This window comes from Vulcanisaeta distributa JCM 11216, from assembly GCF_001315985.1.
Classification (GTDB): Archaea; Thermoproteota; Thermoprotei; order Thermoproteales; family Thermocladiaceae; genus Vulcanisaeta; species Vulcanisaeta distributa_E.
Map to the genome: position 1 here is coordinate 207,569 of NZ_BBBI01000002.1, position 20,568 is coordinate 228,136.

Annotated in this window: 29 protein-coding genes, 2 tRNA genes and 5 pseudogenes; 17 read left to right on the forward strand and 19 right to left on the reverse strand. The window is 46.7% G+C overall.

The features are described from left to right. The first annotated feature begins 2 nt into the window (after positions 1–2). Complete coding sequence (locus tag JCM11216_RS15735; RefSeq protein WP_243674991.1) at positions 3–242, forward strand: hypothetical protein; 240 nt, start codon at positions 3–5, stop codon at positions 240–242. Between the two features lie 45 nt (positions 243–287). Here JCM11216_RS15735 and JCM11216_RS03025 read toward each other — a convergent pair whose 3' ends face one another. The 9 genes from JCM11216_RS03025 to JCM11216_RS15755 all read right to left on the reverse strand — a co-directional run bounded on the left by JCM11216_RS03025 (position 288) and on the right by JCM11216_RS15755 (position 4,863). Beyond that, complete coding sequence (locus JCM11216_RS03025) at positions 288–1,010, reverse strand: hypothetical protein (RefSeq protein ID WP_243674992.1); 723 nt, start codon at positions 1,008–1,010, stop codon at positions 288–290. Further along, positions 907–1,854 carry a hypothetical protein gene (locus tag JCM11216_RS03030; protein ID WP_243674993.1) on the reverse strand — a complete coding sequence of 316 codons (948 nt, stop codon included), beginning with the start codon at positions 1,852–1,854 and terminating at the stop codon, positions 907–909. Before JCM11216_RS03030 ends, JCM11216_RS03025 begins: the two co-directional genes overlap by 104 nt. Positions 1,855–1,926: 72 nt before the next feature. Then, positions 1,927–2,035: transfer RNA gene (locus tag JCM11216_RS03035), tRNA-Ser, on the reverse strand. Between the two features lie 44 nt (positions 2,036–2,079). Continuing rightward, complete coding sequence (locus JCM11216_RS03040; RefSeq protein ID WP_054853256.1) at positions 2,080–2,610, reverse strand: CopG family transcriptional regulator; 531 nt, start codon at positions 2,608–2,610, stop codon at positions 2,080–2,082. A gap of 93 nt (positions 2,611–2,703) precedes the next feature. Further along, on the reverse strand, positions 2,704–2,859 hold the full coding sequence (locus JCM11216_RS15740; protein WP_243674994.1) for a hypothetical protein: 156 nt from the start codon (positions 2,857–2,859) through the stop codon (positions 2,704–2,706). Positions 2,860–2,864: 5 nt separating this feature from the next. Beyond that, complete coding sequence (locus JCM11216_RS03045) at positions 2,865–3,593, reverse strand: polyprenyl synthetase family protein (RefSeq protein WP_054853257.1); 729 nt, start codon at positions 3,591–3,593, stop codon at positions 2,865–2,867. A gap of 52 nt (positions 3,594–3,645) precedes the next feature. Then, positions 3,646–4,101 (reverse strand): FAD-dependent monooxygenase, encoded by a 456-nt coding sequence (locus JCM11216_RS15745; RefSeq protein ID WP_243674995.1) that lies wholly within the window; start codon positions 4,099–4,101, stop codon positions 3,646–3,648. Between the two features lie 142 nt (positions 4,102–4,243). Further along, positions 4,244–4,591 (reverse strand): hypothetical protein, encoded by a 348-nt coding sequence (locus tag JCM11216_RS15750; RefSeq protein ID WP_243674996.1) that lies wholly within the window; start codon positions 4,589–4,591, stop codon positions 4,244–4,246. Positions 4,592–4,596: 5 nt separating this feature from the next. Beyond that, a complete protein-coding gene (locus tag JCM11216_RS15755; protein ID WP_243674997.1) occupies positions 4,597–4,863 on the reverse strand; it encodes an FAD-dependent monooxygenase in 267 nt (88 codons plus the stop codon). A gap of 79 nt (positions 4,864–4,942) precedes the next feature. Here JCM11216_RS15755 and JCM11216_RS03055 point away from each other — a divergent pair, with 79 nt between their 5' ends. The 6 genes and pseudogenes from JCM11216_RS03055 (at position 4,943) to JCM11216_RS15770 (ending at position 7,633) form a co-directional block, all read left to right on the forward strand. Continuing rightward, entirely contained in the window at positions 4,943–5,146 is a 204-nt protein-coding gene (locus tag JCM11216_RS03055; RefSeq protein ID WP_054853258.1) for a 50S ribosomal protein L38e, read from the forward strand. A 118-nt stretch (positions 5,147–5,264) separates the two neighbouring features. Further along, entirely contained in the window at positions 5,265–5,423 is a 159-nt protein-coding gene (locus JCM11216_RS15760; protein ID WP_243674998.1) for a hypothetical protein, read from the forward strand. A gap of 143 nt (positions 5,424–5,566) precedes the next feature. Then, positions 5,567–5,868, forward strand: a pseudogene (locus tag JCM11216_RS03065) (hypothetical protein). Positions 5,869–6,036: 168 nt separating this feature from the next. Then, complete coding sequence (locus tag JCM11216_RS03070) at positions 6,037–6,486, forward strand: SRPBCC family protein (protein ID WP_054853259.1); 450 nt, start codon at positions 6,037–6,039, stop codon at positions 6,484–6,486. Positions 6,487–6,512: 26 nt separating this feature from the next. Continuing rightward, the gene (locus tag JCM11216_RS15765) at positions 6,513–6,947 is read left to right on the forward strand and encodes an MFS transporter (protein WP_243674999.1); all 435 of its coding nucleotides are present in this window, start codon (positions 6,513–6,515) and stop codon (positions 6,945–6,947) included. After that, positions 6,944–7,633 carry a hypothetical protein gene (locus JCM11216_RS15770; RefSeq protein WP_243675000.1) on the forward strand — a complete coding sequence of 230 codons (690 nt, stop codon included), beginning with the start codon at positions 6,944–6,946 and terminating at the stop codon, positions 7,631–7,633. Before JCM11216_RS15765 ends, JCM11216_RS15770 begins: the two co-directional genes overlap by 4 nt. Here JCM11216_RS15770 and JCM11216_RS03080 read toward each other — a convergent pair. Beyond that, complete coding sequence (locus JCM11216_RS03080) at positions 7,630–8,313, reverse strand: DUF169 domain-containing protein (RefSeq protein ID WP_054853260.1); 684 nt, start codon at positions 8,311–8,313, stop codon at positions 7,630–7,632. The genes JCM11216_RS15770 and JCM11216_RS03080 overlap by 4 nt on opposite strands. Positions 8,314–8,546: 233 nt before the next feature. Continuing rightward, the gene (locus JCM11216_RS03085) at positions 8,547–8,768 is read right to left on the reverse strand and encodes a hypothetical protein (RefSeq protein WP_243675001.1); all 222 of its coding nucleotides are present in this window, start codon (positions 8,766–8,768) and stop codon (positions 8,547–8,549) included. 95 nt (positions 8,769–8,863) lie between these two features. On the opposite strand from JCM11216_RS03085, the gene JCM11216_RS03090 reads away from it, so the two are divergent. The 7 genes from JCM11216_RS03090 (at position 8,864) to JCM11216_RS15775 (ending at position 12,893) form a co-directional block, all read left to right on the forward strand. Then, positions 8,864–9,172 (forward strand): hypothetical protein, encoded by a 309-nt coding sequence (locus JCM11216_RS03090; protein ID WP_054853262.1) that lies wholly within the window; start codon positions 8,864–8,866, stop codon positions 9,170–9,172. Between the two features lie 34 nt (positions 9,173–9,206). Next, a complete protein-coding gene (locus JCM11216_RS03095) occupies positions 9,207–10,043 on the forward strand; it encodes a DNA double-strand break repair nuclease NurA (RefSeq protein ID WP_054853263.1) in 837 nt (278 codons plus the stop codon). Next, positions 10,021–11,241, forward strand: a complete 1,221-nt coding sequence (locus JCM11216_RS03100; protein ID WP_054853264.1) for a DUF87 domain-containing protein — start codon at positions 10,021–10,023, stop codon at positions 11,239–11,241. The genes JCM11216_RS03095 and JCM11216_RS03100 overlap by 23 nt, the downstream gene beginning before the upstream one ends. 19 nt (positions 11,242–11,260) lie before the next feature. Continuing rightward, positions 11,261–12,001 carry an ATP-binding protein gene (locus JCM11216_RS03105; RefSeq protein ID WP_054853265.1) on the forward strand — a complete coding sequence of 247 codons (741 nt, stop codon included), beginning with the start codon at positions 11,261–11,263 and terminating at the stop codon, positions 11,999–12,001. Positions 12,002–12,074: 73 nt separating this feature from the next. Continuing rightward, positions 12,075–12,163, forward strand: a tRNA-Arg gene (locus JCM11216_RS03110). 162 nt (positions 12,164–12,325) lie between these two features. Next, a complete protein-coding gene (locus JCM11216_RS03115; protein ID WP_243675002.1) occupies positions 12,326–12,706 on the forward strand; it encodes a ribonuclease HI in 381 nt (126 codons plus the stop codon). Next, entirely contained in the window at positions 12,696–12,893 is a 198-nt protein-coding gene (locus JCM11216_RS15775; protein ID WP_243675003.1) for a hypothetical protein, read from the forward strand. The genes JCM11216_RS03115 and JCM11216_RS15775 overlap by 11 nt, the downstream gene beginning before the upstream one ends. A gap of 637 nt (positions 12,894–13,530) precedes the next feature. On the opposite strand, the pseudogene JCM11216_RS03130 reads toward JCM11216_RS15775, so the two are convergent. The 3 genes and pseudogenes from JCM11216_RS03130 to JCM11216_RS03140 all read right to left on the reverse strand — a co-directional run bounded on the left by JCM11216_RS03130 (position 13,531) and on the right by JCM11216_RS03140 (position 15,671). Then, positions 13,531–14,005, reverse strand: a pseudogene (locus JCM11216_RS03130) (8-oxo-dGTP diphosphatase). Between the two features lie 63 nt (positions 14,006–14,068). Then, positions 14,069–15,129 (reverse strand): annotated as a pseudogene (gene rtcA / locus JCM11216_RS03135) (RNA 3'-terminal phosphate cyclase). A gap of 23 nt (positions 15,130–15,152) precedes the next feature. Continuing rightward, positions 15,153–15,671 carry a hypothetical protein gene (locus JCM11216_RS03140; RefSeq protein WP_054853268.1) on the reverse strand — a complete coding sequence of 173 codons (519 nt, stop codon included), beginning with the start codon at positions 15,669–15,671 and terminating at the stop codon, positions 15,153–15,155. Positions 15,672–15,749: 78 nt separating this feature from the next. Between JCM11216_RS03140 and JCM11216_RS03145 the strand changes: the two are divergent. The 3 genes and pseudogenes from JCM11216_RS03145 (at position 15,750) to JCM11216_RS15785 (ending at position 16,744) form a co-directional block, all read left to right on the forward strand. Continuing rightward, a pseudogene (locus JCM11216_RS03145) lies at positions 15,750–16,201 on the forward strand (peroxiredoxin). 80 nt (positions 16,202–16,281) lie between these two features. Beyond that, entirely contained in the window at positions 16,282–16,509 is a 228-nt protein-coding gene (locus JCM11216_RS15780) for a hypothetical protein (protein WP_243675004.1), read from the forward strand. 85 nt (positions 16,510–16,594) lie between these two features. Next, positions 16,595–16,744: a G1 family glutamic endopeptidase gene (locus JCM11216_RS15785; protein WP_243675016.1), complete on the forward strand. Its 150-nt coding sequence runs from the start codon at positions 16,595–16,597 to the stop codon at positions 16,742–16,744. Between the two features lie 360 nt (positions 16,745–17,104). Here JCM11216_RS15785 and JCM11216_RS03155 read toward each other — a convergent pair whose 3' ends face one another. The 5 genes and pseudogenes from JCM11216_RS03155 to JCM11216_RS03175 form a co-directional block, all read right to left on the reverse strand. After that, the gene (locus JCM11216_RS03155) at positions 17,105–17,719 is read right to left on the reverse strand and encodes a hypothetical protein (protein ID WP_243675005.1); all 615 of its coding nucleotides are present in this window, start codon (positions 17,717–17,719) and stop codon (positions 17,105–17,107) included. A gap of 240 nt (positions 17,720–17,959) precedes the next feature. Beyond that, complete coding sequence (locus tag JCM11216_RS03160) at positions 17,960–19,288, reverse strand: hypothetical protein (protein WP_054853270.1); 1,329 nt, start codon at positions 19,286–19,288, stop codon at positions 17,960–17,962. Between the two features lie 116 nt (positions 19,289–19,404). Continuing rightward, positions 19,405–19,914: a GIY-YIG nuclease family protein gene (locus JCM11216_RS03165; RefSeq protein ID WP_054853271.1), complete on the reverse strand. Its 510-nt coding sequence runs from the start codon at positions 19,912–19,914 to the stop codon at positions 19,405–19,407. Between the two features lie 70 nt (positions 19,915–19,984). Further along, the gene (locus JCM11216_RS03170) at positions 19,985–20,302 is read right to left on the reverse strand and encodes a hypothetical protein (RefSeq protein ID WP_054853272.1); all 318 of its coding nucleotides are present in this window, start codon (positions 20,300–20,302) and stop codon (positions 19,985–19,987) included. Next, positions 20,283–20,568 (reverse strand): annotated as a pseudogene (locus tag JCM11216_RS03175) (hypothetical protein); the annotation flags it as partial. The pseudogene JCM11216_RS03175 and the gene JCM11216_RS03170, both read right to left, overlap by 20 nt.

Below are 20,568 nucleotides of genomic sequence, written 5' to 3' on the forward strand. Positions count from 1 at the left end.
GCATGAGCGGTGCCGACTCAGCACAATTGAGGACTAGGCTATCCTGGATACTGAGTGGTAACTACTCAGAGTCCTTCTCGATAGACCTGGCTAAGTACGTGATTGATGAAACAATTAAGCACTCAATGAGCGAGGGCAAGCCATTACCGGTAATGTCTATAATCGGGAAATTACTCGAGATCGCAAGAAACGAAGGCAAGGGAAAGAGAGACTTCTCCGAGACCGCTGAGATTCTGAAATAATGTAAGAGGAAAATGCGCCGCAAATAACCATTGACGATTCATGTATTACCCACACTGAGCTTCTATGTAAAATCCATTACTGGTATAATTTCCAGAACTTAAAATACCATGACTATAGTAAATTGGTAATCGCCCGGGCCTACCAAAGAGACTAGTTACATTAATCCAAACAAGCCAATCAAGATAATAAGAGACATACACATGCCTTGTGAATAAATCAAAAAGGCCACAATGACCGGCGCTTAACTTAGCGAAGACGCTGATGGGCACGGTATAAGCGGTTGGCCTTGGGACATACGCAGTACCTACGGGTGTAAAGCCACCACCCTCTACCGCCAACGTGGCTTCCGTAACATTAGCCAGGTATGGTTTGTAATACCACGTTGCATTAATTACGCCAAACCCATCAGACGCCGCACCTCCCATTGAGAAAAGCGATATCATGGCTTTTGAACAAACGTATGACTGGGACGCAATAGGCACATTAAAGCCTAAGTGATAAAAAATATTCATGCTGACCACGTATGTCATGCTTTTCGTGCATATTAATGAGCCTGGACTAAAATCGACGACATCTGTCCAATACCCAGGTTCATAACCATTGCCACTACCTGCTACAAATAACGTATCGCCCGGTAAACTAATATTTCGTCCCTTCTCCCACTCATAAGTGATGTACGATGCGTAGGCATCCTGGAAGGACCCCCAGGTAATTAATCGTAACTGCAGGACTTGATATGTACCTGATATAGTCATAAAACTGGGCATAACCGACCACATGCCCATTATAGTCCTGATCAATAATGGGCATCCATGACATGCAAAAATCAACGCTGGCGGTACCAAATGGACCATTATAATTCTGCTCACCATAAATGATTGCATAGGCCATGTACTGAATTACTGATTGATTGGCCATTAAGGATTCATACTCCTGAACTAACTCAGTACATAAATCATCAGTGAGATTCACCACCTGTCCCTTCATTATTATTGGTAGCCATAGGTTGTTTGCGATTTCTAGGGCTGATGTTAGTGTGTGCGGTCCTATTACGAGGACTCTGTCGTTTCCGAATGCTACCACGTAGTTCAGGTTGCTTAGGTATTTTGGTATTGGCATTGCTATTATGCTCGTGTTAAATGCCCTGGACCAGGCAAGGGCTAGTGCGTACTCAATGATTGGAATATCACTGGAGTTTCCATGAATTATCACGAAATCACCACGTCTAACCAACCCCTCAACAAACTTGAAAACCATCGAATCAACATTAACGGAAACAATGCCATCCTCATTAACCAATAGTCCAGGCTTAATGAAGGACCAATCAATGATAACGAGACTATCACCCGGTAAATAAGGCAACTCACTAAGCGACACAGGCCTAATCAGCGATTGATTAACACCAACGCCGATTAACTCCTGAACAAGCGATTGAGGACCAACAACGTAGATCGGTGCATTAATACTGATTAATGCTGATTCATTAATGAGAAAGCTAACACTATTCCTTAATTTAATTGGCCTGTGAAGGATCGCATTAAGGCTTAGGACCATAACTACGGCGATGATGACCACAGATGCAACCACAAACAAAAGCTTAGTCAAACCCATTACTCACCTTAGCACGTGGATGTTTTTATTCATTTCTCATAGGAATGGATGATGGAAGTGATGATCATTACCTGGTGCCGGGGCCGGGATTTGAACCCGGGCCCCCCCCTTGCGGGGACGGACTTTAAGGTTCCCTGCGGAATCTCCAGGCCCGCGCCTTGGACCTGGCTCGGCCACCCCCCCGGCGGGTCAATAAGCCATTAACTGCGATTTAAAGTTTTCTTATTACTCTTCCTCGAGTAGTGTTGTTAGTGTTACCTGGATTGTCTTTAACTTCTCGTACTCCTCCTCCATCCCGTACTTAAGGGCCTTTACCATGTACTTAACGGCCTTATTCCTTAGTCTCCTTATGTACTCGTTGCCCCTTGGGTTTATTACGCCCTTCTTTACCTTGCTTATTACGTCCATGGACTCCTTTATTAATTCATCAATCTCCATCTTCAAGCCTATCTGGGCCATGTCCGTGTGTTCCTCAATCGCCTTTTTGTTTATGTTTACATTTAGGAATATGGGCTGTGTAATTACTTTGGGCTCTGGCTTGATTAATTTGTACTTACCCATTATATAGCCAGCCACGAGATACCTAAGCAATTCTGAAACGCCATCAAGCCCCCCCTCCTTCTCGGCCAATTTCGTTAGTAACTCCTTAACTGATTTATGGACCCTGACCGAGACCACTGCGCCGTCCTTTTCCGGCGCCCTGAATAGGTCCTCGTACCTCACCGGTACATCATCAATTATGAAGACCTCGCTCATCAATTGATTGTAATCTGCGATTTAAATTTAGGGATGACTTATTTTGCGACATATTATATGGCTTATTACAGCCCTTTCTTAACTAATCAATTCTTAAATCCTCAGCAGGTTTATGTAATTGATAAGGATCTCATCATTGACAACCTCCCTAATTGCCTTAATGGCGTTATCCAACATCTCATTTAGTAAATCCCTGGCCCTATCAACTGCGCCCTTAATATCTTCATTGCCTCTACTTATTATCCTCACAATATTTATCTCATTAAGGTCAACACCTGGTTCTTACTATCCATATTTAGGTAATCAATTACGTCATCCCTAACCTGAAAGGCGGTGCCAACGAACCTACCAATGTCCCTAATCCTACTTATTACCTCACTATCCTTAACATTAACCGAGTAGGCACCAACAACCATCGAGGACTCTATGAGCGATGCCGTCTTATAATAAATAAGCCTTAGGTAATCATCAATCGTGACATCAACCTTACCACTTAACTCCGACTCAAAGCTTTGCCCAATTGCCAACTTAATGGATGAGTTCAGTAGTTCGAAAACGATGTCATTATCACCACTCCTTATTGCATACTCCACGGCCTTAGCGATTATCAGATCGCTGGCGAGCATCGCAGTGTGCGGGCCGTAGATGCTGTACGGAGTCTCCACACCCCTCCTAATCCTCTGCCTATCCATTATGTCATCCTGAAGCAATGACGCTGTGTGTATCAACTCAACGGACGCGGCTGGTAGTACCGCCTTTTCTAAGCCACTGCCATTACCTAAGGCGTAAGCCATTAGTAGGACTAGGGTTGGCCTAATGAGCTTTCCCCTATTCCTTATGTAGTGGTATGTGGCGTTTAGTAGGTTATTGGGCATCCAAAGTCCGGTGAAGGACTCCTCGAGTACCTGAATGACCTTATTAATGGCTGACCTAACCTCGGTTGGTAGTAATTCCATGTACTTGCTCGGGTTCAATACGGCCATTTACTTCATAATCCCCCCCTAAACTTATGCCTTAATAAATACTACATGCACGTTAAGCCAGGCTTGAGATTAACCTAATGAGTAGGTTACCAATTAGGAACTTGAGAAATGTGCTGGTCCTCATTGAGGACAGTGTGGCCTCATAGATGGAACCAGCCATGTAGCCCCTTGAGACCCTTAGTGCCAACTCCATGGCATCCCTACTCATCAATAGTGGATCACCAATCCTCCTAAACATGACCATTCTATCCATTAGGGGGGGCCTAAACACCTTATCCATAAGCACTGAGTAATCACCGCCATGTACCAGGGATTTACCGAGTAGGTGCGCCGTTATCATGGCTGGGTTTATGCCGGCGCCATTCGTTGGTATCACGGAGCCAACAGCATCACCGATTAAGTAGGCATTGCCAATGCCATATCTATTCAATAAACCACCAACCGGCAGCGTCTTCATAAGCACTGATCTCTGAATACCCTCGAGACCGTACTTACCGATAAAGAGCATGTGATAATTAAGCGGATTACCACCCCCCCTCCACGCTATGTTATTCCTAACCCCCCCAACACCAATGTTGTGCGTACCATCACCCCCCCTCGGGAATACCCAGGCAAAGCTCCCGGTGCTACCCCCCCCGGATCCATCACGATTACCGCCTCATCATCCACGTACTTCCCCCCCTAGCCCTTGCGCTCGTCGCTATTATTAAGTCCTCAGCCTTGAAGCCCTTAGTTACGCCTAAGCTTAAGTCAACAATCGATGGGTAGGCATCAGCGCCAATTAATGCCCTGGCATTAATCACGTACTCACCGCCATCCCTATCATGAACGAGGCACTCATAACCATCACCCTTAACTGCGCACTTAATGGCCGTAACGCCAAAACGAACCTTGGCGCCCCCATTAATCGCATCCTCAATAATATTTCTAATCATCGCCGCCTTATCAATTACGTAGGTCCTAAAGGGCATCCTGCCCACATCATGGCCATTAATCATGAGCCTCAACCACCTGATCTCATTAACAATGAATTCCCTGCGCAGGTTTCCCGGAGTGTCGTGAGTAGGACTTCGTATAAATCCCTATTAATCCAGGGTTTGAGGAGGCCCTCGCTGGGTAATAATTCACCGCATATTATTGGTGCGTATATCACGGACTTCTTGTCAATGAGCATCACATCGCCGTTGAAGCCATTCCTTACTAGGTAACGGGCTAGGTAGGAGCCGGCCGGTCCACCGCCGATTATTAATACGTCGGTCTTAACAACCACGTTAAATCAGGTGAATAGGGATTAATTATTTTTCTTCTATAGAAATCCTTAAAAAATCCCCCCCTGCACCCGCAATGACGTGCCTAGGGAAGTATTCCTTGTGGAGTTATGGCGGAGGTACGCAGACGCTGCGGAGGAGATTAGGGTTAAGAGGTACCCTGATTATGTGAAGTTGAAGGCAAGGCTCAAGCACTACCTATACACAATTAGGGTTCCTCCTGACGTTGCTGATCAATTAATTAGGGAGTATAAGTCGAAGAATAAGACCATTAATGAGTATTAATTCGGGCTCACCACTCATCAACGCTCAGTGCTCCAGACCCTAATCATTGGCTCATACGATTACTCAATGCCATTACTAACTAATAAATCTTATTAAGGGGTTTGGGTTCGCTGTCTCGATGTCGACTGAGGAATTAACCAAGAGGGCTAAGGAATTAGTGATTAAGTTGAGGACTGCGGAGGAATTAATAAGGAGTGGGAAGCTTGATGATGGCGTTAAATTATTCAAGGAGGCCACGAAGGAGGCTAAGGAGCTAAGCTCTTTGATAATTACATAGCCATTATTAGGAAGGTCAGGAGACTAATTAATGAGGAGAGGGCAAGGCAGGCTAGGAAGTCGGTCCGCGAAGCCAAGGCTGAGGAGGGCAAGGCATAATTTTTAAATTAACCCGCAATAACGCACTACGGCTTGGTGGTAATAATGGCAATAACCTGCTCAAGGTGGGAGAAACTAATTGAGAAGGCGGAGAGGAGGGTAATAAGGAGAAGGCTCTGGAGTTTAGGGAGAGGCTGGTGGAGTGCGTGGTTTACACGGCCCAGGAGTTAATTGCGAGGGGTAGGTCTAGGGACTTAGACGAGGCCGAGGAGTTGCTTAAATACGGTGAGGACGTTGGTAATAAGCTTGGCATTAATGAGCTTTTATTCCACGTAAACCTACTCAGGAAGAGGATTGAGGAGAAGCGTGAGAGGAGGAGACCGAAGGAGACCGAGGCGAGGCAGTAATTTATAATCATGTCAGTTTTGGTTTCTCATTATTTATAGGGAATGCCATCTCCATGCTGCTGTTCATAGTGGGTGGTGTTTGGTTTATTTAGAATTGAAACTAAGTAGTTCCCTTAAAATAAATTAACTGAAGACCCTTTTATTGAGTGTGATAACCCTGTTAATTGCATGTCAATACTAGATATAGAATTCACAGTGAGTAGGAAAGTAAACCCAGGCGATCTGGAGAGGGTATGGCAGGTATTGAGCGATGTTAGGAACATGCCAAGGTATTGGAGGGGCCATAGGGAGGTGGAGGTACTGAGGAGGGATGGCAATACGTACTTCGTTAACATTAAGTTCGCATTTCAGGGACCGAATAATAGGGGGGGTGTTGCCAAGATTGAGGTGAATGATGATGGGAGGTTCGTAGTTATAAACTATGTTAGGGGTCCGATAAGGGGCTATGTGAAGAATTACATTGATGGGGGGGATACCGTGGTTAGTCAATGGAAGGTTAAGATAACGCCACTCTTCCTGGTCTTCAAGCCCTGGATAAGGAGGCACTTCATGAATGGTGCCAGTAATGCATTGGCGCGGATAGTCAACAATGAGACCAATGAACTGAGGCTATCTTAATAAATGGTTTATTCACGAGTGATTAAGTGGATAGGGGCTTCGTTATTGCTTGGAGCGTGTCTTTCCTGCAGTTGGCTGTGAGGCTTGGTTGGGGAGTTGTTAGTGTGGCTGTGGCCGAGTTCCTGGGGGGGCTTAACTCCGTGCAGATTGGGCTCGTCCTAACCCTGTTCTACATTGGTTATGTGGCTTCCTCAATACCCTGGGGGGGAGTACTCATTGATAGGGTTGGGCCGAGTAAGTCAATACTTATATCGGGAACGCTCTCTAGCGTTGTGATACTAATGCTGTTTATGGTGAGTAGTTACGTTCAAATCCTCATACTCTACCTAGCGGCCGGCATACTAACTGCGGGCCTGTTTCCGTCAGCCATGAAGATAGCCAGTTATTCAGGGCGGGAGAGAGTTCACGGAAGAGTAGCGCTGCTGGAGAGCGCGGCCCCCCCATTGTCCTCATTACATTGAGCGCCGCATCGCCATTAATAATAACCCATTGGAGGATCTTTTACCTGGTAATATTCATGGCACTACTTACGTCATCACTACTCGCCGTTACCATCAACATGGGCGGCAGTAAGGATGCTAGGCCTAGGAGTGTTTTGATGAACCTTAGGGTTGCCAAGGCCGTGGTACTAAGGGCTGGGGGGGAGTTGTGGGGGGGCACGTGGGGGGGTACATCAAGCTGGCTCCTGCCGTTCCTGGTACTCTATGATGACATTAGGGGAGTATTACCTGAATTGCTCTTCTTCACCTACTCCCTGGGCCAGTTAATCTCCATATTCCTGGCATCGGTATTGCCCAGGTCAATGGGTGAGAGGAGGGTCATTGAGGCGTCATTGATCGCCTTCATAATCTGCGACATACTAACTACAATACTTATCAAGAACACCCTACTGCTCTTCCCAATATTCCTAGCCTTCGGTGTGAGTTCATTCCTATACAGGCCACCGACGGATGTATTGATAATAAAGATTGTCGGTAATGAAAACGCGGGTACATCAATAGGCTATGCAAATGCTGTGTCCCAAGTGGGCTCCATGATAGCCCCCCCACTCATGGTGGGCTTGGCAATAGGCATAAGTCCAATACTCGGTGTTTTAAGCCTGGCGCTCGGTCCCTTGGCATCATTAATCGTTCTCTACACGATTTAATACGCAGTACCGACAGCAATCCTAGGGCTGCTGGCCCCCCTCCTCCTTCTCCACTCCTCGTAATCCCTGTAGGTCAATGTATATCCCCCCCTGGGCGCTATTGGTTCGTAGAACCAGAACCTCGGCGGTGGGTACGGGTATATACCCTTAACACCCTCTAATCCGCTTAGTACCTTATCAATGTGCTCCAGTGGTATTACAATGCTTATTTCATCCTCCCCCCCAGTCCTACCCCACGCAATCTCACCCGAACCTGGTATCTTTATCTGGGGGGGTTTCTTCGTTTTATAGGCCCTGGTGACCATGGAGCACGATATCAAACCAAGTACATCAACCTCTGGGAATATTCCATGCCATATGAGGGCCTTGGCTATTGAATTTACCTGCGTGGGTGTGCCGTATACGTCGACAACGTCCGGCACGAAATTAATACCCTCCAGCGGCGCCACCAAGACCGCCTTGACGCTGCCCTCCGGCAAGGCATTCTCAAAATACCTCGAGTTAATGCGTTTCTTAGCCTCATCACTTATTGTATGCCTACTAATCGGTGCCTGAAGGAAATCAGGGTACTCCGGCACCAACCCAAATAGGTATGCACCGGCAATGCAGAACATGTCCTCCAGGGTAAACGCCATAGCCCTCCCATGCCTAGCCGTATTTATGACCTGGCAAACAGTCATGTGCACCCCGAAATCCCTAGGTCTCCTAAAGCCGGTTAAGTCACAGTCATCATGCAGAACTTAATGCCCACCGGGTATGTACGCAACCCCAACTCTGCCCTTAACTCCCTGCCAACCCTCCTCAACTCCTCAATGGACTGCATATTACTGGTCGACACATTATTGTTAATAAGTATATGTGGTAATTATTTTCAATATATTATTTAGGTTGTCGGAACATCCATGATAAGCATTTATTCTAAGTATAGCAATTCAATTTCATCCCTAATTATGGGCAGTATCAATACCCAGCCAGTGCCAGGTTCATAGTTAATAACGGCATCCCTAACCTCGTAGTATTCCCTGGGGGGGCCTGCCCTGATTATTATCGTCGATAGTTTCAACGGGTTATTCGGCTTCTCCGGAAGTAGGTAGTATCCGTGGGCCTCGTCTGCACGTACCAACTTAAGTCTCATTGGGCGCATTGTTGTTAAATCGATTAATAAGCACACCTTCTTTATAATAAGGGATTACTCAATGCTTATTAAGGAGTTGTATGAGAACTAATTAAATGATTGATATTAATGGAGTGTTTATTAAATTCCTGGATATTGCCGCAAAATCCAGGGACGCATTACCTCCGCATAAGTATGGCATTACATCTGAACCCGATAATGAATTGGTGGTAACACCACTAAGAAATGCTCAACTTACTCGAGATAGGATAAGTGGGTTAAGGGTTGATGTTGGTCACGACTTCTTGGTTATTGATGGATCAAGTAGGGGCTTTGGTACACATAATTTCAAGCTTTTCATAACCGGCGTTGCAGCATATGGCGCCAGGAACCCGGTAATTACGTACGGAAACCACATTTGGTAAACCAATTCATGTTGACTGGGGGGGATTTGCGGGATTGAAGGCACCAATGAATGTGCTTAGGGCTGTTGAGGAGAATAAAGCGCTTAGTGGTTATATTAGGGTTAGGAGTCTTGAGGGTGATTACTTCATTGAGTATGATGATGGGGGGGTTGTGGTTGATGAGGTTAGGATGGGCCTCGAGACCATGTTCATAGTCTCCCTAATGAACAATAAACTCCTTGGCAATAATCTCCTCATCATTGATGGACCCATATACCTGGCAATGAAGGAGAGGAAGAAGCTGGCCGATATGAGAATTGGCATAATAAGTAGACTTAGTAGTGCTGGAATACCGACAGTCGGCGTTGTTAAGAGGGTTGAGGGCTCCGGAAAGCTGTGTAGAAACTCCGTGGTGGAGTTCGTAAATGGTTACGTAAAGGATTTCGGCATTGACATTAATAATTGTAATGATGCTGCGTTCATGTACAGATTGGGGCAGGCCATGGAGATAGGCATTGGTGAAGCATTAGTCCTAGGTCCATTAAGGATTAGTGCCGTTAGTGGTAGGTTAAGTGATTACTTTAGTGAGGATAGGGTGTTCTGGTACGTATACACCGGTCTTGGACCGGGTGTCTTTAGGATTGAGACTATCGAGTCCATATATAGGGATCACCCTGAACTGATTGGGAAGCTTGTACTTTGGTTGATTAGTAATATTGATAGTGCGGGTATGCCTTACGTAATAGACGTTGCTGATTACTACGCGAAGGCTGTAACGAGAACTTTATACCTAAGGTTCTACCAGCTTAGCCTAGTTAGAGGCCTTAAACCAACCTATGACACACTGCAGGAGTTAAGTAGGGCCTTGGGTGAGGAGGGTGCTAAGCCCTGACGAGGTAGGTAATACGGCGGCTAGGTTCGGTGAGGTGATTGGCCATGTAACCATATCAGAAACTATAAGGGTTGGTTCGGAGGATTACGAGATACTCATTGAGATACCCCCCCATGAGAATTACGTTAAATCACCAATCAGGGTTGGGGGGGACTTCATAGGCATAGTCACATTAACGGGGGGGTACGTAGTGCTTGGCAGGATCACGGAGATTAGGAGAAGCCACGCGGCGGGTGTCAGTGGTAGGACGCCCATATTCAACGTGCCAATGGATTACACGGGCCTTGAAACCCCAGCCGTAGTTCTCATAGAACCACTGACGGAATGCCCAATTAAGGATTACGAAGCGGATAATTGCGACCCATCGCCCGTGCACTCACCCATAGACCCATTAAGTGTCGCGTTTAGGCCGAGTGGTGATACCATAGCCAGGTTACTGGCGTTGCCAAGTGATGGAATCATAGTCGGTCAGTTATACTCAGGTGGGAGGGCTATGGATGTTGATGTTAAGGTACCGGTACATACCCTGTACGAGCATGTACTAATAGTTGGAACAACAGGGAGTGGAAAAACAACGTTGCTCAAGAACCTAGCCCTGGCGTTGATTAACCAGGTAAGGGAATCCGCGGTGATAGCCCTGGACCTACAGGGTGATTACCTACACCTGGTGTTGCCGCCTGATAGGGATGTAAAACCGCGGTTATTTAATCCACTCAGTGAGATAACAATCGTAGTGCCAATAACCAGGGCATACCTAGAGGAGTACAATGGTAGAATAAGGAGCTTCGCTGATGAGTATGTAAGGGTAAGAACTGGTGATGATGAAGCCACGTTAATGGACGTTAACGACCCAACCCTATTCGGCGAGGCAGTGGCATACGCATTACTTAGAGAATTCGTTGAGAGGAGTTATGGCGATGCTAGGGTCAGTGACGTGAAGCCTTGTTTCGAGGTTGATGGCAATAATGTACGCATAAGGAGTATCAATGCGGTAATCAGTGTCGATAATACATCATTCAAACTAAATCTAGTGCCCTGGGCCCTGTCCTTCATTAACGTCTATAGGGAATTGCCGAGGTTATTCCCAATATTTAGTTATAGGGTTAGCATGATATTTGGCAAGGTCATAAGCCTGGCTATGGACCTGGTAAATAGAAAGAACATAAACTGCGGCGATAGACTGAGTAGGAGGGGGTAATGAGGAAAGGTGCGCGGGCGTGGTTGATGTGCAGGGGGTTGAGCGGACCGACATAACCGGCAATGAACGTAATACCCAGCAACCAGACTTTGATGCTTTAATGAGTAACACGGACTGTATTGAGTTGGCCGCGACCTGCATGAGGATGGCGTGGCAACAGAGGGAGAACATAATCAGGGGATTGAACATGATAGGCGGCGTGGGCATAATGGACGTTAAGTGGCCACAGGGCCTTAAATTCAGGGCTGTATTTGACGAACCCAGTTACCAGGAAATACTCAGGGGTTTCGTAGGCCTTGACCTAAGGCTATTCAGGGAAAACCCATTCGCGGCCTCGGTAATAGTGTATAGGGTACTAGATGGAGTGTTTACCGTTAGGGACCTAGAGCTAAAGAAAGGCCTAGAGCCCAGGCCAACGTTCATACTTATCGACGAGGCCCACAACTACTTCCCGCAGGGAGACACTGAGGATGTGAATAGAGACACGGTGGAGGCCATGATAAATAGACTAACGAGGCTTGGCAGGATCAGGAGGATTGGTGTAATTTTCGCAACCCACACGCCAGACGATCTAAACCCACTAATACTTCAGTTAACAAACACGAAGATAGCCCTGAGAAGCGAGGAATCAGTACTGGAGAGGGTGGGATTGAAGGAATACGCCGGTGAAATAACCTATGCGCAGGACGGAGTCGCCGTAATGAAAAGCTATGCGCTGAGGACACATACAATAACAATAAGGCACTACCACCACAGGTAAAACACAGGAGCCATAAATAAACCACAAAACCACGGGCAAAAACTTAAAAACCATGAGCAAAACAAAAACAACGGCCCCCGTAGCTCAGCCAGGATAGAGCGGCGGCCTCCTATCGCGAGGGAGCGAGCCGTAGGTCTGGGTTCGAATCCCACCGGGGGGGCCGCTAACGTAAATAAATCCTCCCACTTATCATAATAATATCTCCGGTTAAAGCCCAACCGTAAGTCAATAGCCATAAACAACAAATAATGATAAAAAGCAAATACGTGATAAGGCAGAATCACCGCATTCTACTTATTAAGGAACCCACTATGACCTAGGGATGTGCCAGTAGCCTACTTTGATGGTGCCTGCGAACCAAGGAACCCAGGTGGCGTTGGGACCTACGGCTTTGTGATCTACGGTAACGAAGACGACGTAGTTCATGAGGATTACGGCATTGCCTGCGAACCAAGCCCAAAATGTACGAACAATGTTGCCGAGTACACGGGCTTAATCAAAGCCCTGGAGTGGCTGGTGGGTAATGGCTACAGTGGCTCGAGGGTCATCATACGCGGTGACTCCCAACTCGTGATTAGGCAGTTAATGGGTGTGTATAGCGTACGGGCTGAACACCTAAGGCCCCTGTACGATAGGGCCCTTGAACTACTAAAAAACTTCAGCGCCAAGCTCGAGTGGGTCCCTAGGGAGAGGAATGCAAGCTGATGAGTTAAGCAAGAGGGCGTATATTGAGTACCTCGATAAGCACCCCCCCGAGCTCGTTGATGCCTTCAGCCGGTACTTCGCCACTGAGAAGCAGTTGGCTTTATTGAGAGAGCTCGGTATCGAGCCTTACAAGTACATGAGTAGGATGGAAGCTAACAGGCTCATTAGGAAATTACTCAAGTCGTAAAACTAACATTGAGTCAAGCTTTGCAAGTTATGCAAAAGTTTCTCTGGAATATGGCCTTAATCAGCAGGAAAAAAGCCTAGATTATTTCATGAAAAAGTACAAGAAACTCTATGAGAAGGCAAGGGGGGGCATTTTTAACTGAAGCATCAATAGATAATTCTCTCTCCATCTAGTGAATATACTATGCAAATACGGCAAAGTTTATGCGCATTACCAATAGTTGACCGTATACAACGATTTATAAGGATTGCAAATATTTACGAAGTAATCGAAGACATCAATATAACATTTAAGTTACCATCATACGCTAGTATAATATGCTTCGAGAGGTGTGTGAATAATTGTAGAATTGGTACGTACTTAGCATTACAACCTGGCGAATACGCACTCATTGAAGAGGCCGTAATCGACTAGTATTATTTGTTTTCAATGCATAAAGCCTTGGTTTTTATTCTTCAATTCCTCCTTAAAATCATGATCAACCTGGGTATTTTGTGCTCAGTGGTCGGTTTTCTCGTCACCCGATCCGTCCTGGAAGGAGTCAGCACCAAGGGGGGGTTATTAAGCCCGGTCCCTATTAAGTGTTTAGTGATGATTAGTGACACGACCGAGCAGTGAGGAGCGAGGGCGTGACTGATCACGAACTCCTGACAAGCTCGAAGACCTGCCCACCAATGAGCCTCCAGTGGTCGAAGTCGAACCTGGCATAGACCTTTTTACCGCTCAGGACCTTTGGCAACCACATCACGTCATCACTCCACATGTTATCATAAGGAACCTCATTAACACTAAACCAAATGGGCTCAGCCTCATCAGACTCCCTAGGCGCCCCCATCAAAGTCTCTGGCTAGGAAAACATGTACAAAGTGCACAGACTCAGCCCTACCATCCTCATAATTCCAAAACTCAAGTAACCCCATCCACTCCAGATTTTTCGGCGTGATACCGACCTCCTCCCTACACTCCCTAACCGCAGCCGAGACCACGTCCTCACCCTCCTCCACCTTACCGCCAATGCCATTGTAATAACCAGCGCCAAGACCACGCTTCTTCCTTATCAGAAGAACCTTGTCATCCTTAACCACGTAAACCAGGGTCTCAATGAAGAGCATTGAGCAATAGTATATGAATAAAATTAAAGGGTATTCCTAATACGTAGCGTCATGGCATCGCCATCAACTATGCAAAACCTTAATAATGCCAGGCCCGCCCTCCCTACCGTTGACCTCAAACCTCACGCCGAGCACCTTCTCGACTATGTATATATTCGTTAGTGCGTGCAGGGTTATTTTAGAAACGCCAACCACACCACCGCCAGCGAGGGCCATGTACGGTATCACCATGTCACCCATGTGCTCATCAAGCGCCATACCACTCTCCAAATTCTCTAGTAAATTCCTAGCCGCCTCCTCACCCACGGCCTCCGCAGGCTTACCCCCCCTCTCACCAAGCGCATCCGCACCCTTCACCAAGCCCTTACTCGACACGGCCCACAGGACAATGCCACTGCCAGGACCTAGGTGCGGGTCCCTGCCCTGCTCGTAGGTCTCCACAGCAATGTCGATGGGGACCTTAACCCCAGCCTTAACCAGGTACTCCCTGGCCGAGTTGGCCTGCCTATATGCCACGTGAGCTGGCAACCTAACAGCATGTGAAACACCCCCCCTGACCTCCCTCAAATCACCAAACTCAACAACCTCAACAGGCCTTAGCTTACCCGGCTCCACCGTAAGCACAACCTCACCACCACCCTTGGGTAATGGCCCCGCCTGACCAACCTCACCTCCGCCTTAACACCGAATAAGCCGAGCATTGGAAGCATGACAAACCTCACGTAGTCAATCGGTGGTGACCAGGGCACGTCAGTTCCGCCGGTTATCGTAACCGTACTCCTACACGGAGCAAACACGAGTATTGGCAGTACGGTCTGAATAACAAGCGTAACTGCGCCAGCCGTGCCAATGTCAAACCTAAACTCACCACAGCCAATCCTCCCCCCCGGCCTAAACACAAGCTCTGTGGAGCCCTTCACGGCGCCCGTCACCTGGGCATTGGATATCCTGGCCGCGGCCAGAACGCCGGTCAAGTGCTGCTGCTGAAGCCCTGGGTTATTCCTCTTGGCCCTAATGTTGTATATCCTAACTGGCCTACCCGTGATTGCCGACAGCGCCAGTGCGGTCCTAAGTATCTGCCCACCACCCTCAAGCACAGAACCATCAATCTCCACAAGGCTCATCACGTAAACAACCAACAAGGACTTTAATACTTAACGCAATCACCATTAAGCCTCCTAAGCACATCAACAACATCACCACCAACCACCCTAGCATCAACATAATCAACGAATACGGAGAAGACGCAGCAGAGGAGCCTAATGACTGCCGTAACTCCGTCCCTACCCACAGCGGCCCTATCACCAGGCTCAACGGCATCCCTCGTAAGGTGAAGTACGTACTTATTAACATCCCTAACAATCCTCTGGGCATCATCATAACCAGGGCATGCCCTGACCCTGCGCCTAAACTCCCTGGCGCTCCCGCGTTTTAGGTATGGTAGGTAGTAAACTACGTCCTTATACCTCCTGCCCCTAACAATCTTGAAGAACTGAATTAAACTACGGGAATGAGCAAGTACGGACTCAATAAGCGCCGTCTCAATAATGCCCACGTACTCACTCGAATCACATGCAGTGCCTAGGTTCATCAATACCCTATACATGTTCAGTACCCTCTCGTACTCACGGGCGACCTCAATTAGGTAGCTCCTAAGTGAGCTCATGTGATTAAGTACCTGGGACCAGTTATATTAATTTAATTCAAACCAAACATAGAAAAGCCTAATCGCAGTACTGACTTGATGGTTAACGAGGGTGAGGAGGCTCCCGACTTCGAATTGCAAAGCCACGATGGGGGGGAGGTAATAAGGCTGTCAAATTACAGGGGGGGCAGGTGGGTAGTGCTTTACTTCTTCCCAAAGGCCTTCACCAGCGGCTGCACAAGGGAGACCCAGGAATTCGCCAGGCTCTGGGATGAATTCGAGAAGCTGGGCGTGGTAGTCCTGGGCATAAGCACAGACTCCGTAAGCACCCAGAGGAAGTTTGCGGAGAAGTACGGCGTAAAATTCAAACTACTAAGCGACAGCGAGAAACGCGCATCACAGGCATACGGCGTGCTAAGGCCGACGGGAACCGCGGAAAGAACAACATTCATAATAAACCCAGAGGCAAGGTGGCCAAGGTAATTAGGAGGGTTAAGCCGGAGGAACACCCTGTAAGGGCTGGAATTCCTGAGACAAAGTATGTAAAATGACGCGAAAATCAATAATATATTCAATATAATTAAAATGAGAATAGGTGATGTTTAAAAGGGAATTAACAATCTCATAATTAATGAACGGGAACAAACTAATACCCATACTCACAGCACTCACGTTAATAGCCGCCGCATCCATAATCACAGCCCACGCACTTACGGCAACACCCACAATGCACCCAATGATTAAGCACAGCGTTGGCTACGCATCAACAGTCTACAGCCTAAACTGGGCCGGCTACGCAGTGCCCGCACAGGAGGGTACCGTGACTAGCGTCGCGGGCTCATTCATCGTACCATCGTAACCTGCACCAAGCAGACAACCTACGTCGCCTGTGGGCTGGGCTTGACGGGTACAATGACAGCACGGTTGAGCAGGCGGGAGTAGCCATTGAGTGTAGTGGTGGTAAGCCCATTACGTGGGCGTGGTACGAATTTTACCCATCACCATCAGTGGAGATAAGCGGATTCACGGTCAAGCCTGGCGATGTGATATACGTGAACGTGACATACATAGGGGGGGCAATTCATTCCAGGTAACCATTAAGGACCTAACAAGGAACGAGGCATACACAGTGACAGGTAGCGTAAGTGGCGCATTACTATCGTCCGCCGAGTGCATACTGGAGAGACCTACCGTTAATGGGCAGTTAACGGCTCTGGCTAACTTCGGAACTGCGTACTTCGGGCAGGACTACACGGGTGTAACGGGCACATGCTACGCAACCGTGGGCGGTAGCACCGCCGCCTTCGGAAACTACCCATCAACCGTGGAGATAGTGATGACCACGTACAACGGCAAGATCCTGGCACAACCAAGCACACTAACCAGCGACGGATCAAGCTTCACAGTAACATACGTAAGCAGCGGTAAGTAATTGCCTCATAAGTTAGACTCAATCAAAATAGTGTTACTCTCCTAGTACCTTCCATGAACCTGATACCAAGCTCATATAGTATAGCGAATGTGATGCAGGAATTCAGAAATCTATCTAATTGCTCATAACCATAACCGGCTCTAAACAACACATTCTTTGCCTCACTCTCCTTACCATAAAACACGAGAAACGAGGAAGCCAATAAATGCGTGGCCCTCTCACCATCACCAAACAATGTCTCATCCATAGCCATACCAAGTAAAAGTAATGCCTTATCAAGTATGTAATTACCAACCCTAGATACGCCCCTATAACGTGCCATGCAGGCTGCATGCGTTAGTATTCTACCTGCATTAACAAACAATACCTGCATTTTATTCAAATCCGTAAGAAACTCACCACCATCAATCGCAACCTTCTTAAGAAACTCCTTATACTCAGTATTAAGCAGACCAAACCTAGCCAGGTACTGAAAGATCTCATACATCGCCCTTGCAAAATCAACAACAAAAGTCAATTGACCCCCCCTCTTAATCTCACTTACTAAATATTGGACGTCAGCCCTTAAACCATCAATCTCCGCATTTACTGAATCAACGCACTCATTACCCTGACAATCCCTAATAGTATTAATCAAATTCGTGACATGTCGAAATAATGCACCAATAGCTTTACGAAACATATTATCCAATTCCACAACATCCGCCTTGTTCATCTTTAACGACTGAGCAGGTTGCATGAGATCTGACTACTTAATACATGGTTAAAATAAATATTTAAACATTGCCTTTATAATTAAAATAAATTGAAAACAACATTATCATTGATTTAATGAAACATTGTTTTTAATGGGAAATATCAAGGCACCGACTAAATACTATGAGCTTGCTGTCACTACGAATGGGAACGTCTGTCCACTGACTGTTGTTAAATAGCCGCTGTACTGAATACCTACTTGAACCATTTGCTGCCCAGTGCATATTGCCTGTGTTGATTGCCCGTTATAAGTTACAGAAACACCAGACGTGCTGAAGTAGCCATTGGATACGGGCAACGTTATCATTACTTGCATATCCGAAGCACCGGCAGGTACTTGTATTGGCCTTGAGAGCACGCAGCTCAAGCTTCCCAACGTAAAGCCATTAATGCCTATGCTAACGCTTGACGGATTACTTATCAAAAGCGTCAATGTGGCAGTGCCAGTGCTAACGCCGGTCAAACCAACAGCCTGCACTTGTAATGTGGACGTGGTGGATGCTTCTGATGAGGATGAACTAACTATGTATGGGCTCGTTAATAGGCTCTGGAACGCCGCATTGTCAAACGACATTTCATAATTCAATAGGTTAGCATTGATATTAAAGTCCATTTCCCCCCCAAAGGACGTGCTTGAGACAATGGTTATGTTTATTGAACCCTGAAATAATGTCGTTAATCCATTATTCAGCACGCACATCCTATTTATGTAAAGTTCCATGTTCATTGAGGCACCAGGTGATAAGGATGATGCTAACGACTCATTCAACGGAATACTTACGGGCATTTTTGTGGCGAAACAATAAGCATTCTGCCCATTCCAGGTCTCGGTACCCACGTAGGTCAGGTTATTATAGATATCGTTTACAAAACTCGTAACGGGACTTGTAGTATTAACAACACCCCCCTGCTGCGTCACTGGACTACAGGAAACCACCGATGTATAGTTCGACGGCATTATCGCAGAACCACCAGAGAGGGAACTAATGGAACTAATTAATTGCTGACCAATTATCATACACACCGTAGTCGCATTATACGTAATAGCAACGACCAGCGGCAACTTAAACGTAATACTGGCACTGGAGTACGACGGAGACGTAATATTCACGGAGACGGGCCCAGCAATATAGAGCTCATATGAACCACTATTATTCAGATAGGAAATCTCAATATTCGGCATAGTAACCGCAATTGAAACATTGGTACCAGAACCATACTCCTGATAATACATAAGCATATTAACACTCGCCGAATAATTAACGGTATATTGACCAACACCCAACTCCCTCATACTAGCAAGCGCAGTCTCCGGCTTTACCGTAGTCGTAGAACCAGGCGAAGACGAAACACCCATTAAACCCGGTTTATACACCATAAGTGCCACCACAGCCGCAACAACTACTACAACCACAACAACCAAGGCTATAACCAGGGACCTACTGGGCATATATAGAGAGCACCATTTTAATAATTAAATCACGGATTTAAAAACATTATCCTCAAAAATAATAAGAACTGATGAAAACCCTAAACAACAAACCAAAACCCAATATTTAACACAATTCACGAGACACCAATCGAATTCAACATAGGCCTCAGCCCACCCCCCCTAAGACAATCCTCAAGCCTTTTCCTAACCCTATTCCTAACCCTCCTATTACCTTGCTTACCATCACTTAATTTCTCGCATGTGACCACGTATATCTTAAAGCCACTGATTTTCTCTCTTAGAATTTTCTTAACGAATTCCTCCCTACCCACGGCATCAAGCCCAGCCCATTCACCACTATTGGCGCAGATCTCATCGAGGTAATGCATTAGGAACCTAACAACACCCTCAGAACCACCTATATCGGCTCGGCAATGCTCCTGTAGTAACCTACGGGCCACATCATCAGCCTCACCAACGTAATAAACCCCCCCGGAATCATCAAAGAAGACATAGGCACCAGCCCCCCCACGAACATCAATGCTCCCACAATCATAAACACCAAACACACAATCACCAGCAGAAACACCGATAATATTCAAGCAATCCCTAACAACCCGTTCAATATCACCAACCTGAACCATTAATAATCCTTGGCATTCGCATCTTTACTTATTTAGATTAACTGCCTTAAGCGTGGGCTGAGGACCTCGATCATGAGTATTCCCTGCCGAGAACCAACACTATACCCAACTCACCAGCCCTACGCCTTAGGTACTCCGCAACCTGCTCAGGCACAGTCTCCACAGCAAGCACCAACGCATAAACCCTCCTATTGAAGAACTTCTCCGCAGCCCTAGCATTCTCAAGGAGCTTCCCCACCTCCCTCTCAGCCTCATCAACGGAGGAAACCTTAATGGTTGCTTCACCAATAACTAACGGATCATAACAAATGGCATCTATCTCCCTAGAACCATCAACCGGGATAGTCACATTCGCCCTAACATCACAGTTAATACCCCCTACCCTCAAGCCACCTCTCAATCCAATGAGCCGTGTAATACTCATAGGCACCACCAAGAGAATCCCTAATCTCAACCAAGGCACTCAACATCCACTTATTAAACCTCTCCTGCTCCTCCCTAAACGCCCTAAACTCCTGCCACAACCTCTCCTGGTTCTCAGATAATCTCCTAATCTCCTGCCAAATCCTATTATTCTCCTCCCATAGCCTCTCGATGTTCTCATTTATTCTCTTGTTTTCCTGCCATAATCGCTCAATGTTCTCGTTGATCCTC

Excerpts from the sequence above, each read along its gene's own strand:
- JCM11216_RS15735 (WP_243674991.1), top strand. The coding sequence starts at position 3 with ATGAGCGGTGCCGACTCAGCACAATTGAGGACTAGGCTATCCTGGATA.
- JCM11216_RS03025 (WP_243674992.1), bottom strand. The coding sequence starts at position 1,010 with ATGCCCAGTTTTATGACTATATCAGGTACATATCAAGTCCTGCAGTTA.
- JCM11216_RS03030 (WP_243674993.1), bottom strand. The coding sequence starts at position 1,854 with ATGGGTTTGACTAAGCTTTTGTTTGTGGTTGCATCTGTGGTCATCATC.
- JCM11216_RS03040 (WP_054853256.1), bottom strand. The coding sequence starts at position 2,610 with ATGAGCGAGGTCTTCATAATTGATGATGTACCGGTGAGGTACGAGGAC.
- JCM11216_RS03045 (WP_054853257.1), bottom strand. The coding sequence starts at position 3,593 with ATGGCCGTATTGAACCCGAGCAAGTACATGGAATTACTACCAACCGAG.
- JCM11216_RS15745 (WP_243674995.1), bottom strand. The coding sequence starts at position 4,101 with ATGCTCTTTATCGGTAAGTACGGTCTCGAGGGTATTCAGAGATCAGTG.
- JCM11216_RS15750 (WP_243674996.1), bottom strand. The coding sequence starts at position 4,591 with ATGATTAATGGCCATGATGTGGGCAGGATGCCCTTTAGGACCTACGTA.
- JCM11216_RS15760 (WP_243674998.1), top strand. The coding sequence starts at position 5,265 with ATGTCGACTGAGGAATTAACCAAGAGGGCTAAGGAATTAGTGATTAAG.
- JCM11216_RS03070 (WP_054853259.1), top strand. The coding sequence starts at position 6,037 with ATGTCAATACTAGATATAGAATTCACAGTGAGTAGGAAAGTAAACCCA.
- JCM11216_RS03080 (WP_054853260.1), bottom strand. The coding sequence starts at position 8,313 with ATGACTGTTTGCCAGGTCATAAATACGGCTAGGCATGGGAGGGCTATG.
- JCM11216_RS03085 (WP_243675001.1), bottom strand. The coding sequence starts at position 8,768 with ATGAGACTTAAGTTGGTACGTGCAGACGAGGCCCACGGATACTACCTA.
- JCM11216_RS03090 (WP_054853262.1), top strand. The coding sequence starts at position 8,864 with ATGATTGATATTAATGGAGTGTTTATTAAATTCCTGGATATTGCCGCA.
- JCM11216_RS15775 (WP_243675003.1), top strand. The coding sequence starts at position 12,696 with ATGCAAGCTGATGAGTTAAGCAAGAGGGCGTATATTGAGTACCTCGAT.
- JCM11216_RS03140 (WP_054853268.1), bottom strand. The coding sequence starts at position 15,671 with ATGAGCTCACTTAGGAGCTACCTAATTGAGGTCGCCCGTGAGTACGAG.
- JCM11216_RS15780 (WP_243675004.1), top strand. The coding sequence starts at position 16,282 with ATGAACGGGAACAAACTAATACCCATACTCACAGCACTCACGTTAATA.
- JCM11216_RS03160 (WP_054853270.1), bottom strand. The coding sequence starts at position 19,288 with ATGCCCAGTAGGTCCCTGGTTATAGCCTTGGTTGTTGTGGTTGTAGTA.
- JCM11216_RS03165 (WP_054853271.1), bottom strand. The coding sequence starts at position 19,914 with ATGGTTCAGGTTGGTGATATTGAACGGGTTGTTAGGGATTGCTTGAAT.